Origin of the sequence: Novosphingobium sp. (assembly GCF_030696665.1) — a bacterium.
Lineage (GTDB): Bacteria > Pseudomonadota > Alphaproteobacteria > Sphingomonadales > Sphingomonadaceae > Novosphingobium.
Genome location: NZ_JAUYRV010000037.1, coordinates 18,396 through 32,218 on the forward strand (window position 1 = coordinate 18,396; position 13,823 = coordinate 32,218).

General features: G+C 62.4%; 17 protein-coding genes. 10 read left to right on the top strand and 7 right to left on the bottom strand.

All coding sequences use genetic code 11. The features are described 5' to 3' along the window. Positions 1-142: 142 nt before the first annotated feature. From glnA to Q8R81_RS09890, 4 genes are all read right to left on the bottom strand, one after another. Positions 143-1,552, bottom strand: a complete 1,410-nt coding sequence (gene glnA, locus Q8R81_RS09875; RefSeq protein ID WP_305617343.1) for a type I glutamate--ammonia ligase — start codon at positions 1,550-1,552, stop codon at positions 143-145. Positions 1,553-1,699: 147 nt separating this feature from the next. Beyond that, positions 1,700-2,038, bottom strand: coding sequence for a P-II family nitrogen regulator (locus tag Q8R81_RS09880; protein WP_305617346.1), 339 nt, complete (start codon positions 2,036-2,038; stop codon positions 1,700-1,702). A 269-nt stretch (positions 2,039-2,307) separates the two neighbouring features. Beyond that, positions 2,308-3,132: a type I methionyl aminopeptidase gene (gene map / locus Q8R81_RS09885; RefSeq protein ID WP_305617348.1), complete on the bottom strand. Its 825-nt coding sequence runs from the start codon at positions 3,130-3,132 to the stop codon at positions 2,308-2,310. Between the two features lie 55 nt (positions 3,133-3,187). Next, complete coding sequence (locus Q8R81_RS09890) at positions 3,188-3,988, bottom strand: DUF4163 domain-containing protein (protein WP_305617350.1); 801 nt, start codon at positions 3,986-3,988, stop codon at positions 3,188-3,190. A gap of 53 nt (positions 3,989-4,041) precedes the next feature. Here Q8R81_RS09890 and Q8R81_RS09895 point away from each other — a divergent pair, with 53 nt between their 5' ends. From Q8R81_RS09895 to argC, 3 genes are all read left to right on the top strand, one after another. Beyond that, positions 4,042-5,436, top strand: coding sequence for a M17 family metallopeptidase (locus Q8R81_RS09895; RefSeq protein ID WP_305617426.1), 1,395 nt, complete (start codon positions 4,042-4,044; stop codon positions 5,434-5,436). Positions 5,437-5,534: 98 nt separating this feature from the next. After that, the gene (locus Q8R81_RS09900; protein ID WP_305617352.1) at positions 5,535-5,873 is read left to right on the top strand and encodes an SH3 domain-containing protein; all 339 of its coding nucleotides are present in this window, start codon (positions 5,535-5,537) and stop codon (positions 5,871-5,873) included. Continuing rightward, positions 5,870-6,799 (top strand): N-acetyl-gamma-glutamyl-phosphate reductase, encoded by a 930-nt coding sequence (argC, locus tag Q8R81_RS09905; protein ID WP_305617354.1) that lies wholly within the window; start codon positions 5,870-5,872, stop codon positions 6,797-6,799. Before Q8R81_RS09900 ends, argC begins: the two co-directional genes overlap by 4 nt. A gap of 204 nt (positions 6,800-7,003) precedes the next feature. Here the strand turns inward: argC and Q8R81_RS09910 are convergent, their stop codons facing one another. Then, entirely contained in the window at positions 7,004-7,321 is a 318-nt protein-coding gene (locus Q8R81_RS09910; RefSeq protein ID WP_305617356.1) for a 2Fe-2S iron-sulfur cluster-binding protein, read from the bottom strand. A 138-nt stretch (positions 7,322-7,459) separates the two neighbouring features. On the opposite strand from Q8R81_RS09910, the gene Q8R81_RS09915 reads away from it, so the two are divergent. Together Q8R81_RS09915 and Q8R81_RS09920 are read left to right on the top strand one after the other, a co-directional pair. Then, positions 7,460-8,077 carry a DNA-3-methyladenine glycosylase gene (locus tag Q8R81_RS09915; protein ID WP_305617357.1) on the top strand — a complete coding sequence of 206 codons (618 nt, stop codon included), beginning with the start codon at positions 7,460-7,462 and terminating at the stop codon, positions 8,075-8,077. Positions 8,078-8,106: 29 nt separating this feature from the next. Next, complete coding sequence (locus Q8R81_RS09920) at positions 8,107-8,916, top strand: SDR family oxidoreductase (RefSeq protein ID WP_305617359.1); 810 nt, start codon at positions 8,107-8,109, stop codon at positions 8,914-8,916. A 218-nt stretch (positions 8,917-9,134) separates the two neighbouring features. On the opposite strand, the gene Q8R81_RS09925 is transcribed toward Q8R81_RS09920, so the two are convergent. After that, positions 9,135-9,809 (bottom strand): imm11 family protein, encoded by a 675-nt coding sequence (locus Q8R81_RS09925; protein WP_305617361.1) that lies wholly within the window; start codon positions 9,807-9,809, stop codon positions 9,135-9,137. A 198-nt stretch (positions 9,810-10,007) separates the two neighbouring features. Beyond that, entirely contained in the window at positions 10,008-10,298 is a 291-nt protein-coding gene (locus Q8R81_RS09930) for a 4a-hydroxytetrahydrobiopterin dehydratase (protein ID WP_305617362.1), read from the bottom strand. A gap of 56 nt (positions 10,299-10,354) precedes the next feature. Here Q8R81_RS09930 and ccmA point away from each other — a divergent pair, with 56 nt between their 5' ends. From ccmA to Q8R81_RS09955, 5 genes are all read left to right on the top strand, one after another. Further along, on the top strand, positions 10,355-10,930 hold the full coding sequence (gene ccmA, locus Q8R81_RS09935; RefSeq protein ID WP_305617364.1) for a heme ABC exporter ATP-binding protein CcmA: 576 nt from the start codon (positions 10,355-10,357) through the stop codon (positions 10,928-10,930). Further along, positions 10,927-11,589, top strand: a complete 663-nt coding sequence (gene ccmB, locus Q8R81_RS09940; RefSeq protein WP_292622378.1) for a heme exporter protein CcmB — start codon at positions 10,927-10,929, stop codon at positions 11,587-11,589. Before ccmA ends, ccmB begins: the two co-directional genes overlap by 4 nt. Positions 11,590-11,656: 67 nt before the next feature. Beyond that, complete coding sequence (locus Q8R81_RS09945; protein WP_305617368.1) at positions 11,657-12,655, top strand: cysteine synthase A; 999 nt, start codon at positions 11,657-11,659, stop codon at positions 12,653-12,655. A gap of 15 nt (positions 12,656-12,670) precedes the next feature. Further along, on the top strand, positions 12,671-13,081 hold the full coding sequence (locus Q8R81_RS09950) for a hypothetical protein (RefSeq protein WP_305617370.1): 411 nt from the start codon (positions 12,671-12,673) through the stop codon (positions 13,079-13,081). Between the two features lie 5 nt (positions 13,082-13,086). Then, positions 13,087-13,815, top strand: coding sequence for a DUF4350 domain-containing protein (locus Q8R81_RS09955; protein ID WP_305617372.1), 729 nt, complete (start codon positions 13,087-13,089; stop codon positions 13,813-13,815). Positions 13,816-13,823: the final 8 nt, after the last annotated feature.

The following is a 13,823-nucleotide window of genomic DNA, read 5'->3' on the forward strand; positions in this document are numbered from 1 at the left end:
TCATCTCGGTTCGTCGCAAATTGTGGAAAAAATCACGGTTTCATGTGTTGTCCGTCATATACGGCGATTGTTTGTGATCCGGGAATCGAAAAGGGCGCCCGGTTTCCCGGACGCCCCTTTGCACTGTCGCTGATCGCGTGGATCAGAGCGAGTAGTACATGTCGAATTCGACGGCCGAAGGCGTGGTTTCCCAGCGCATCACTTCTGGCCACTTCAGTTCGATGTACGCTTCGATCTGGTCCTTGGTGAACACGCCGCCCTGAAGCAGGAATTCGTGGTCAGCTTGAAGGCTGTCGAGCGCTTCGCGCAAGCTGCCGCACACGGTCGGAACTTCGGCGAGTTCTGCCGGCGGCAGATCGTAGAGGTTCTTGTCCATGGCTTCGCCCGGGTGGATCTTGTTCTTGATCCCGTCGAGACCGGCCATCAACAGCGCGGCATAGCACAGGTAGGGGTTGGCCATCGCGTCGGGGAAACGGAATTCCACGCGCTTTGCCTTCGAACCGGCACCATAAGGAATGCGGCACGAAGCCGAACGGTTGCGGGCCGAATAGGCCAGCAGCACAGGCGCTTCATAGCCCGGCACCAGACGCTTGTAGCTGTTGGTGGTCGGGTTGGTGAATGCGTTCAGCGCCTTGGCATGCTTGATCACACCACCGATGAAGTACAGGCACATGTCCGACAGACCGGCATAGCCGTTACCGGCGAACAGCGGCTTGCCAGCTTCCCAGATCGAGATGTGGGTGTGCATGCCCGAGCCGTTGTCGCCCTTGATCGGCTTCGGCATGAACGTGGCCGACTTGCCATAGGCATGCGCAACCTGCTGCACGACGTACTTGTACACCTGCATACGGTCAGCGGTCTGAACCAGCGTACCGAAGGTGAGGCCGAGTTCGTGCTGGGCCGAGGCCACTTCGTGGTGGTGCTTGTCGCAAGGCAGGCCCATTTCGATCATGGTCGAAACCATCTCGCCACGGATGTCCACGCAGCTGTCGATCGGAGCAACCGGGAAGTAGCCGCCCTTCACGCCAGGACGGTGGCCCATGTTGCCACCTTCGTAGTCCTTGTTGCTGTTGGTTGGCAGTTCCACGTCATCGATGCGGAAGCCGTTGCCGTCATAGCCGTCATAGAACTTGACGTCGTCGAACAGGAAGAATTCGGCTTCCGGGCCAACGTAAACGGTGTCGCCCACGCCGGTCGACTTGACGAATGCTTCGGCACGCTTGGCGGTCGAGCGCGGATCGCGTGAGTAAAGTTCACCGGTCGAAGGTTCGACGATGTCGCAAACAATGATCATCATTGGCGAGGCGGAGAACGGATCGATGAAGACCGAGGTAAGATCGGGCTTGAGGATCATGTCCGATTCGTTGATGGCCTTCCAGCCTTCGATCGACGAACCGTCGAACATCAGGCCGTCTTCCAACTCGTCTTCGCCGATGAGACCGGCAACCATCGTCAGGTGCTGCCACTTGCCCTTGGGATCGGTAAAGCGCAGATCGACCCATTCGATTTCCTCGTCCTTGATCCGGGCGAGAATGTCCTTTGCACTTGCCATTGCTGGTCCTTCTTCATGCCCCCGTTGGAGAGGTCCGGGGGGTATCTGGGGTGGTTGTTTTCTGGAGGCTTGCCCGTCCACAGGCCCACCCCCGCTTTGACGCCCTATCCGACAACTGCCGGGCAGGGCCAAAACCAGTCGCGATTATCAGATCGCGTCGTCGTCACGCTCTCCGGTGCGGATGCGCAGCGCGCTTTCAACCGGGATCACGAAGATCTTGCCATCGCCGATGCGGCCAGTCTGTGCGGCCGCCGCAATCGCTTCGACCACGCGATCAGCCAAGGCGTCGGTCACGACGACCTCAAGCTTCACTTTCGGCAGGAAGTCGACGACGTATTCGGCACCGCGATAAAGTTCGGTGTGGCCCTTCTGCCTGCCAAAGCCCTTGGCCTCGGTGACGGTGATGCCGGACACGCCGATTTCATGCAGCGCTTCCTTAACTTCATCAAGCTTGAAGGGCTTGATGATCGCTTCGACCTTTTTCACGTCGTTCAGACCCCTGCTACGCGGGCCGGGACGCACGGATATGGCGAACCGGCAGATTGTTCATAGACGTGGACACGACGTTACAAGAATCGTGCCACCTGCTGTCACAATTCACTAGGCCATCGCGCTGCATCGCGAAAGCCGTAAATTCGGGGCCGGGGAAAGAATTGAATCGAAAGTGCGTGCGATCCATGCGCAAGATTGCGCACCCTTGTTCTAATAGTGCACAAAATTTGCGCAGGCAGTGCCCTTTTTTTGGGCAGGCCAGATCAGTACGGCGGCTTGTGCAGTCCCTTGGGGCTGGCCGTAAAGATCTCGCACCCGTCCGCCGTAATGCCGATTGAATGTTCGAACTGTGCCGACATCGAACGATCGCGCGTGACCGCTGTCCATCCGTCTTCAAGGATTTTCACCCCGGGCTTGCCGAGGTTGATCATTGGTTCGATGGTGAAGAACATGCCCGGCTTAAGCTCCGGTCCGGTCCCGGCGCGCGCAGCGTGGATCACTTCGGGCGAATCGTGGAACAGGCGGCCAAGGCCGTGGCCACAGAATTCACGGACCACGCCATAGCGCTGCTTTTCTGCATGGGCCTGGATCGCTGCGCCAACATCGCCCAGCCTTGCGCCGGGCTTTGCCTGCTCGATGCCCAGCATCATGCATTCATAAGTCACCTCGACCAGCCGCTTCGCCTTCAGCGGAACATCCCCAACGAGGTACATCCGGCTGCTGTCGCCATGCCAGCCGTCCAGCAGCGGGGTCACGTCGATGTTGACGATGTCTCCATCCTTCAGCACCTTTTCCGAAGGGATGCCGTGGCACACCACATGGTTGATCGAGATGCAGCACGAATGCGCATAGCCGCGATAGCCAAGCGTTGCCGGGATCGCGCCCGCATCCAGCGTCATCTGTCGCACCACGTCATCAAGGTGGTCCGTGCGTGCGCCGGGGACGACGAGCGGCGCGAGCGCGTCAAGAATCTCGGCTGCAAGGCGGCCTGCCTTGCGCATGCCTTCGAACCCCGCCGGGCCGTGGAGCTTGATCGTCCCGTCGCGCATCAGGACATCGTGGTCTTCAACGATCATGTATTCGGTCATAGGGCGCATGTAGCGAATGTTGCCGTGAAATGCGAGGTGTTCGCAGTGACGTTTCTCATCGCGCAACGAATGACGATTTGAACTCCGGCTTCACGGCGGCCAGCACCTTTGGCGTGACAGGCACGGTGACTTCGTAATCGCCTTCGACATACGGTCCTGCCGAATAGGGCGCGACCAGCACGCCGATCCGGTCAAACGCCTTGCCGTTGGAAGAGCCGAGAATCACTGCCTCTTCAACCGGATCGATGCATTTGCTGAACTCGGCGATTTCGCCCCCGTCCTGCCCTTCGCGCTTCTTTGCACGCTGAAGATCAAGCTCTTTGCAGAAGGGCGCGCGGATCGCTTCGGATAGCGCGGCCTTTGACACGAAAAGGTCAGAAGGTGCGCGTCGTTTGCCTGCAATGCGGTCCCACAGCAGCGTGTTGAATGCATAGTTGGGGTGCGCACCGCCGCTGTAGGTGCCGATCAGCGTTGACATGCTCAGCCACGCCGACAGGTCCGTCACCACCTGCCATTCCACATTGTAGCTATAGGGATTGAACGGAAAGCCGCTTTCCTTTGCCAGCTTCTGCCCCTCGGTGGCATCCACTTTCAGGTCAGTCCGCGTCTTTTCCAGATCGGAGTCCAGCAGGGCTTTGAGCGCCGGGATTGCTCCGGCACTGGCAGGATAGGAATAATCGAACTGATACAGGTCGTTGTCCTCATGCACCTCTCGCGCAGCTATTGGCGTTTGTGCAGGCATCTCCGGCGCGGCGGGCGGAGCGATTGCTGACCCGCTCGCCTCTGGTGCGGGAGCCTCCTCTTTCACCGAACACCCTGCCAACACCACCACCGCTCCCATAAGGACTAGACGCATGGGGCAATTTCCTCTCGCAAGTGGCCGCGCGGTGCGGCATGAACTTCATCAACATGACCGATAGAAACGCGCTGATCCAGCCAGATCGCGGCCAGCAGGCCATTGCCCTCCACTTGGTAGACAAGGCGACGCTGCCCGACTTCCTCAAAAGCCTCAACGGCGCACAGCGTTCCGCGCTGGCAGCACAGAAGTTTGAAGGCGGGGGCTATGAACACGCCATCGTGCCAGAAGGCGATGGCTGGTTTGCCGTGGCAGGCGTTGCCAATGTGAACGACCTGTCTTCATGGTGCATGGCCAAGCTGGCCGATGTGCTGCCCGGCGGCACCTATCGCCGCGCGGGGCCAAGTGCCGAAACCGGGCCGGGCAAGGCGATGCACGGCTGGGTGACGGGCCAATACCGCTTTGACCGCTACCGCAAGGATGCCAAGGACGCCGAACCGCGCATCCTGCTGACCAAGGACGTGGCGCTGATCGAGCCTGCGCTGGCAGAGGCCACGGCGGTGCTGATGGTGCGCGATCTGGTGAACACGCCGGCCGAGGACATGGGACCGCTTCAGCTTGAAGCCGAAGTGCGCGCGCTGGCCAAAGGCCACCATGCCGAGGTTCATGTCATCTCGGGGGACGCCCTGGAGCGCGACTATCCGATGGTTCATGCCGTGGGCCGTGCGGCGGCGCGCAGCCATGCGCCGCGCATGATCGAGATGGAGTGGGGCGATCCCAAGCACCCCCGCGTGGCGATTGTGGGTAAGGGCGTGTGCTTCGATTCGGGTGGGCTGGACATCAAGCCATCGTCCGGCATGGCGCTGATGAAGAAGGATATGGGCGGCGCGGCCCATGCCATTGCTCTGGCGGGCCTGATCATGGCGCTGGGCCTGAAGATCCGGCTGCATCTGCTTGTTCCAGCGGTGGAAAACGCGATTTCGGGCAATGCTTTCCGCCCCGGCGACATCCTGCGTTCGCGCGAGGGGCTGTCTGTCGAGATCACCAATACCGATGCCGAAGGGCGGCTCGTGCTGGGCGATGCTCTGACGCGTGCGAGCGAGTTGAAGCCTGAACTGGTGATCGATTTTGCCACCCTGACCGGTGCAGCCCGCGTTGCGCTCGGCCCCGATCTTCCCGCAATGTTTGCGCGGCGGGATGAAACGGCAGCAGAGCTGATGCATGCAGGGTTGGAGCGCGACGATGCCTGCTGGCGGTTGCCGCTGCACGAAGGTTACCGCGAATACCTCAAATCCGATGTCGCCGACCTGCAGAACTCGCCCGCAAACGGCTTTGCCGGGGCGAGCGTGGCGGCTCTATTCCTCGATAAGTTCGTGGGCGAAGGCCTTGATTGGGCACACTTTGATACGTTCGCGTGGCGGCCTGTGGCCAAGCCCGGGCGGCCCAAGGGCGGTGACGCACTGGGCCTGCGCGCGGCGTGGGGGCTGCTCAAGGCACGCTATGGCTGAGGAACGGCGCAATGCACCATAGCTTGCCTGAACGCGCCGAGGCCGCTAATCGCCCCGTTTTCCTGCTGCGGGGGCACCCAGAATTGACCGTTGAAGCCATGCCTCTTCCCGTTGACGTGCCGGTTGGCCAGCTAACGCTGATGCGCCCGGCTGATCGTTCGGACAAGCCGCACCTGCCGGTGCGCGGCGATCTTGCGCATATCGGCTTGGCCGGGCGATACTTCGTGCCGCACTATGCGGTGCCGATGCCGCACATGGTCAAGGCGGCAGGCACCTTACGCGGCGCGGGCAAGCCCGATGGCGCGGAATTGCGTGCGCTGGCGGCTGGCGAAGTGTTCGACGTGCTCGACATTGCGGGCGGCTGGGCCTGGGGGCAAGCCGGGGCGGATATGCTGGTGGGCTATGTGGAATTTGCGCAGCTGGAGCCTTCGGCATGACCATCTCGATCTTCATCGATGGCGCGGCAGGCACCACGGGACTCGAAATTGCCGACCGGCTGGCAGGCCGCAGCGAATTCACCCTGATTGCGCTCGACGATACGCGGCGCAAGGACGATGCAGCTCGGGCCGAAGCCATCAACGACGCCGACGTGGTGATCCTGTGTCTGCCCGATGACGCCGCGCGCGATGCCGTGGCAATGATCCGCAATGATCGCACCAAGGTGATCGACGCTTCGACCGCGCACCGCGTGGCCGATGGCTGGACATATGGCTTCCCCGAACTCGTCGGGCGCGAGATTGTGGCGCAGGCCAAGCGGGTTTCGAACCCCGGCTGCTATCCCACCGGCTTCCTCGCCCTGCTGGCACCACTGGTTCACAACGGGTTGCTGCCCGCCGCCTGGCCTTACACCTGCACCGGCGTGTCCGGCTATTCGGGCGGCGGCAAGGCGCTGATCAAGCGGTTCGAGGATGATCGCGACATCGCGTGGCGCGGCTATGGCCTGAGCTTCGGGCACAAGCATGTGCCCGAAATGCAGCGCTATGCAGGCCTTGCCATCGCGCCGCTGTTCAGCCCCGCCGTCGTGCCTGCGCATCGCGGCATGGTGGTCGAAGTGCTGCTGCCGCTGGGCGTGATGCCGGGCAACGTGCCTGCCGAACTGCTGCGCGCGGCGCTGACGCAGTTCTATGGCGAATCGAAGATCGTCACCGTGGCGCAGGATGCTCCGGTCGAGGGCGAAATGTTGCTGCGCGGTTCGATGGAACCGTGGGACGGGCTGAAGCTGCATGTGATGGGCAGCGAGGACGGCGAGCAAGCGCGGCTGGTCGCGGTGCTGGACAATCTCGGCAAGGGCGCGAGCGGCGCTGCGGTGCAGACGCTGAACCTGATGGCCGGGTTGGATGAGACGGCGGGGCTGCGGCTCTAAGGCTGGAATGCCCACCCCCGACCCCTCCCGCTTGCGGGAGGGGAGAAGCAAGCACTGCCTGTGCCCTCCCGCAGGCGGGAGGGCCGCGAGACTTGGCGAGCCGCAGGCGAGCCTAGTCGCAGCGGGGTGGGCACTGCGCTACTTATGAAAAAGGCCCGCACTCCATCCAGAGGCGGGCCTTTTCAACACGCAAAGCGCGAAAGATCAGTCTTCCGGCGCAATCGTCACGCGCAGACCGTCAAGGTCACCCGTGATCTGCACCTGGCACGAAAGGCGCGAGGTTTCGTTGCGGTGATCCGAACTGTCGAGCAGGTCGTTCTCGTCTTCGCTCATCGGCGCAACCTTGTCGGCAAAGGCCGGATCGACATAGACGTGGCACGTGGCGCACGAGCAGCAGCCGCCGCACAGCGCCAGCAGTTCGTCAAAACCGTTGTCGCGAATGGCTTCCATCACGGAAAGCCCGGCATCGGCTTCTACTGTTGTTTCTTCACCAGCACGATTGACAACCACGATCTTCGGCATCGCTTGTTCTCCAAATGCGGCGCAGGGTCAAACGCGCCCTGATCACGCCCCCTGTTCGCCTTTAGGCGGGGCTGCTATCGCGCCATTCCGGCTTTGGCAACTGCTGAACCGGCCAAAACTGTTTTGCGGAGAATTAGGGTGGGCTTGACGGCTGAAGCGATACGCGAAGGGCTGGACTTCATCGCCGCCCGCAATCCTTCCCTTGCCGGAGCGATCAAGCGCGTCGGCTATCCCGAACCGCGCATTCGCGCCACCGGCTATGGCACACTGCTGCGCACCATCGTGGGTCAGCAAGTAAGCGTTGCAGCAGCGGCATCTGTGTGGAACAAGCTGGAAGCACTGCTGGGCGAGGAGATGCCCCCGCACGATCTGCTCGCCGCCGATTTCGATTCGCTACGCGCCTGCGGCCTTTCGCGCCAGAAGCAGGGCTATGCGCGTTCGTTGTGCGAACTGGTCGTTTCGGGCGAACTCGATCTTGAGGCGCTGCCTGAAGATGACGAGGAGGCGATTGCCGAACTGGTCAAGATCAAGGGCATCGGGCGCTGGTCGGCCGAGATTTATCTGCTCTTTGCCGAAGGAAGGCCCGACATCTGGCCCGCAGGCGATCTGGCGGTGCAGGTGGGCCTGGGCAAACTGCTGGGCCTTGAAGAACGGCCAAGCGAGAAGGAAACGCGCGAACTTGCGGAAAGCTGGCGGCCCCATCGCGGTGCGGCAGCGATCTTCACATGGCATTGCTATAACAATCCGGCGCTGTAATCTGCTGCTAACAACAATGTGAGCAGGGGATGGCAGTGGCGGGAAAGACGATCTTCATTACCGGCGGCGCTTCGGGAATAGGCCGCGCGGTGGCGCAGCGCTTTGCGCAAGGTGGCTGGTTTGTGGGGCTGGCCGATGTTAACGAGGCCGGCATGGCGCAAACCGCAGCATCGCTGCCGCCTGCGCAAAGCTCCTGCCACAAACTCGACGTGCGCGACCGCGCGGCATGGGATCAGGCGCTGGCCGATTGCGCCAAGGCTTCGAGCGGGCGGATCGATGTGGTGTTCAATAACGCTGGCGTTCCGATTGGTGGCGCAATCGTCGATCTCACGGCTGAGGAAATCGAACGCACCCTCGACATAAACCTCAAGGGCGTGATCTTCGGCGCACAGGCGGCGCACCCTTGGCTGAAGGCAAGCGCGCCGGGATCGTGCCTGCTCAGCACCGCCAGTGCGGCGGGCATCTACGGCTCGCCCGGAGCCTCGGTCTATTCCGCCACCAAGTTCGGCGTGCGCGCCATCACCGAATCGCTCGACGGTGAATGGGCCGAGGACGGGATCGCCGTTCGAGACCTGATGCCCAGCTTCATCGAAACGCCGTTGCTCGACCACGCCCCCAACCGCGCCAGCAACGAAGACATCCGCACCCGCGTGCTTGGTGCAGGACTAGAACTCACGCCGGTGAGTGACGTGGCCGAGGCTGCGTGGGCAGCGGTGCACGGTAGCCGGTTGCACACCGTGGTCGGCAAGACCGCCCGCAAACTGGCCTTCGCCTCGCGCTGGATGCCGGGGGCTTTGCGGAAACAGATGCGCGGTTCGGCAAAGCCGCTGGGGAAGTAGGGCCGACCCCACCCATCCGTTACCCCGGATCAAGCCCGGGGTGACGTCCGGTTTCGGGATCGCGCGTGAAGAACTTGAGCGACGGGAATTGGTTGGATAGGCGAACGGCGGCTCTATATCTTCGTCGTCAGCGATCCGCGTCTGTCGACGTGTCCATGCAGCCAATCCGTCGGACGCGGGATCAAGTCGAATGCCATTTTTATACCCCCCGTGAACTTTTAAATTTGTTCATCTTTTGAGAGCGCAAAGCCGCTAAGCTTTGCATATTTGACTGCGTCACCAAAAGCATTCGAGCAATTGACGATTCCGCGGCCGAAATAAGGATCACGCCACAGGTGACGGTCGCCGATGTCTTTCAGACTGAACACGGCTTTCTGCGGAGGCTGAGCTTCGGCATTGATGTGCCATCGACCGCGCCGCAGTCCATCTTCCATTCGCTCGTCGTAGAAGCCTCGCCAGGGTATTGTGGTATGGTCGGGATACAGGCTGTCGATCAACTGACAGCAGACAAACCAGTAGAAAGTATCAAACGGCTTCTCGTCCTGCTTGCTGAAGTACATCCCAACAGGCAAAAACTGATGAATACCGGGCTCGAAACGCTCCACCAAGTCTCGAAATCGAGACGAAACGAGCATTATTTCGTTGTTGCCAAAGGCATAGTCGGGCGGGAGTTTGGTCTTGCTTTTCCACAGCACGGCCTTGGGCGCAGTGTCAGGCGCTATAGGATAGCCATAACCTAAGCGCCTGCTGTGATTCTCCTCGCCATTCGCATGCCTGTCCACTGCATCGGGGTTTAGGTATTCAACCTTGTCCCAGATGCCTTCCCGTGTGCCGACGACCTCGTTGTCCGGCTCGGTTTCATAGACGCTCACTTTGCCAATCGAGTAAACCATCACGCTATCTCCTGGCTGCAAGCGCCATGCGCTCGAATAGGCGGGTCCGGTTACGGTTTTCTCAATGGCGGGATAGATTACTGGACTTCGTTCGGAACTGTGCGTCGTTCGTAGTTACTGCAACGGGGTCGTATCCTGAACGGCAGCTTTCAACCAAAGACCTCGAAAATCCGCCATTCCTCCGCGCGCCTCAACGCCTCAAACAAACCCCTCCATCGCCCGCGCCATCGCCGCATCTCTTGCCGACAACCCATCAGCATCGTGCGTCGTCAGCGTCACTTCCACGCGGTTGTAGACGTTGAACCATTCCGGGTGATGATCGGCCTTTTCAGCGTAGAGGGCGACGCGGTTCATGAAGGCCCAGCTTTCCGAAAAATCGCCGAAGCGGAAAGTGCGGACCATCGCCAGACCATCTTCGCGCAATTGCCATTCGGGCAGTTCGGCCAGCAGGGCATCGCGTTCGGTATCGGTCAGGCGGGCTATGGTCATGCTTGGTCCTTTGGCATCCTTGGCAGGTGCGCTCGTTTCCCCTATCGCCCCATCCTATGCAAGAGTGCGGTCTCGTCGCCACGGATATTGCCTGCAGGCGCGGGGACCGGATTTTGTTCCGGGGCCTGTCGTTGTCCGTGCGTTCCGGCGGGATCGTGCACCTGGCTGGACCCAACGGCATTGGCAAATCGAGCCTCATCCGCATCCTCGCCGGATTGTTGCGGCCTTACGCAGGGATGGTCGAGCGCACCGGCGGCATCGCGCTGGCGGACGAGCGGCTTGCACTCGACGGGCACCAGCCCTTGGCGCAGGCGCTGGCCTTCTGGCAGCGCATCGACCGCGCCGAGCCGGAGCAAGCCGATTTCGGTCTGGCCGACCTGCTCGACGTGCCAGTGCGCTACTTGTCTACCGGCCAGCGCAAGCGTGCAGCACTCGCCCGCGTGGCGGCCAGTGGCGCGCCGCTGTGGCTGCTGGACGAGCCGCTCAACGGTCTGGACACCTATTGGACGGAGCAGGCGCAGGCCGCGATCGATGCGCATTGCCGGGCAGGCGGCGCCGTGGTGATCGCCTCGCACCAGCCGCTGGCGCTTGAAGCGGTGGACGAAATCAAGCTGCTGGACTTTCAGGTATGATCCGCAAGCTCTGGCCCATCTTCACCCGCGATCTCGCGCTGCTGACCCGCGGCGCGCAAGGGCGCGGCGGGGCGGTGCTGCCGCTGTTGTTCTTCCTCGCCGTGGCGATGCTGTTTCCCTTTGCGGTCGGGCCGGATGCGCGGTTGCTGGCGCGGACTGGGGCGGGGGTGATCTGGGTGGCGGCGCTGCTGGCGGCGATCCTGCCGCTCGACCGTCTGGTGGAACCTGACGTGGAAGCGGGGCTGTTCGACCAGTGGGCCTTGCGCGGCATTTCGGAAGAGGCATTGCTGGCGGTGCGCGTGCTGGCGCACTGGCTGAGTTTCGGCGTGCCGCTGATGCTGGCCGCGCCGCTGTCGGCCGGGCTGCTCTCGCTCGATGCGCAGCAGTTGTGGACGGTGGAACTTGGTCTGCTGCTGGGCACACCGGGGCTGGCAGCGATAGGCGTGACGATTGCCGCGCTGACAGCCGGAATGCGCGCAGGCGCAGCGCTGGGCGGTCTGCTGGCGATCCCGATGGCGGTGCCGCTGCTGATCTTCGGCGCAGGCTCGCTCCAGCCAGACGGGGAGGGCGGTTTGGCCCTGCTGGCCGCATGCAGTCTCGTGGCGCTGGCCGTTGCGCCCTTTGCAGGCGGCGCTGCTATCCGGGCGGGGCGCGAGTAATCGGGCTTCATCGCGGACAAGCGCAAATTCGTTGGCAATTGCGCAAACAGCCCCTAACTCCGGCGCTATGAACGCTCCACAGATTGCATCCGATACCATATCCCTCATCGGCAACACGCCGCTCGTCCTGCTCAAAGGGCCGAGCGAGGCGGCAGGGGCCGAGATTTACGGCAAGTGCGAATTTGCCAATCCCGGCGCTTCGGTGAAAGACCGGGCGGCGCTGTGGATCGTGCGCGATGCTGAAGAGCGCGGCCTGTTGCAGCCTGGCGGCACGATAGTTGAAGGCACCGCGGGCAACACCGGCATCGGCCTTGCGCTGGTGGCCAATGCGCGTGGCTACAAATCGGTCATCGTCATGCCCGAAACGCAATCGCGCGAAAAGATGGACACCTTGCGTGCGCTGCGGGCCGAACTGGTGCTTGTTCCCGCCGCGCCCTTTTCGAACCCCGGCCACTTCGTCCACACCTCACGCCGCATTGCTGAGGAGACCGAAGGCGCGGTCTGGGCCAACCAGTTCGACAATATCGCCAACCGCCGCGCCCATATCGAAAGCACCGCGCCTGAAATCTGGGAGCAGATGGAGCACCGTATCGACGGTTTTACTTGCGCGGCCGGCACTGGCGGCACCATCGCGGGCGTCGGGATGGGCCTCAAGGCCTTCGACGAGAACGTCACCATCGCGCTCACCGATCCGCATGGCGCAGCGCTCTACAACTACTACGCCAATGGCGAACTTAAGTCCGAAGGGTCTTCAGTCGCCGAAGGCATCGGGCAGGGGCGCATCACCGCCAACCTCGATGGCGCGCCGATTGACACCCAGTTCCGCATTTCGGACGAGGAAGGCCTCTACTGGGTAGAGCGCCTGCTGGCCGATGAAGGCCTGTGCCTTGGCCTTTCCAGCGGGATCAACGTGGCGGGAGCGGTGGCACTGGCCAAGCAACTCGGGCCGGGCAGCCGCGTGGCCACTATCCTGTGCGACACCGGGTTCCGCTATCTTTCCTCGCTCTACAATGCCGAGTGGTTGAAGAGCAAAAATCTGCCGGTGTTCCCTTGGCTGGAGCAATAGGCTAGAACAGCCGATATGGCGCTTTTCGGCATCCGATCGGCAAGGCAGGCTTCCGCACAATCGCTGGCGGAGCAGGCCGCTGCCGAACAGGCTTCTGCGGCGAGCATGCTGGCGCACGTCCCGCCCAGCCGCCGCGAATTGCGCGCGCAGGCGGTTCACCGCTTGCAGGTGGGCATGTTCGGCCTTGCGGGCATGTTGCTGCTTGTCAGCCTCGCCAATGTGATCATGGACCGCGCCAAGTTCATCGATGCCAGCGCGGTCAACACGGCGGACCCGGTGATCGAGGCGAGCGAGACGTCGGCCAAAGACCCGCTGGCCGACATGGGCGTTGCCCCGCAACTTCCCGTGACCGCCGGTGAAAAGCCGACGGTGGCGATTTCGCCCGCCCCGCCGCCGACACCTGCACCCACGGTGCGCGCGCCGTAGCCCTGATGCGTTTCAGCCGCCGCACGGCGCTGGCTTTGGCGGCGTTCGTTGTTGTCGCTCTGACCGGCTGGTTACTTTTCCCGCCTTCCGCCGCCAGGCAGGACCGCGTGGTTGGCTTATTTACCAGTCTGCCGATCTTGTGGAGCGAGACTGGCGATTTCAAGAAACTCGTCGATGCCCCGGCAAAGCCGCACTGGGCGCGAACTGTGCTCGAAGAGCGAGGGCGGCTGGTCCCGCTTGATACGCTGCTGGATCTGTCCGCTTTGCGCGACCTTGTCATCGCGCAGCCTCGGCCGCTTGCGCCCGAAGAAAACGTCGCTCTCGACGCATGGGTGCGCACAGGCGGGCATGTGCTGCTCTTTGCCGATCCGATGCTGACGCAGGACAGTGCCTTTGCGCTGGGAGACCGGCGGCGGCCGCAGGACGTGGTGCTGATCTCGCCGATTCTCGCGCGTTGGGGCCTTGGTCTGACCTTTGACGAAGATCAGCCTGCTGGGCTGCGGGAAAGTGCGGGCGAAGGCCTGCCCGTCAACCTTCCCGGCGCGTTCACGGTGGTCTCAGGCGGGCATGACGCGGTTTGCCGGATTGGCCAGAACGGTCTCGTCGCCCGGTGTGATGTGGGGAAAGGGCGGGCCGTGGTTGTTGCTGACGCTGCGTTGCTTGAAAGCGGTGAGGGGGGGACCGCACGTATTTCAGGGCTAAAACGCTTGCTGGATGATGCGTTTGCGCGTTGATTTGCGTC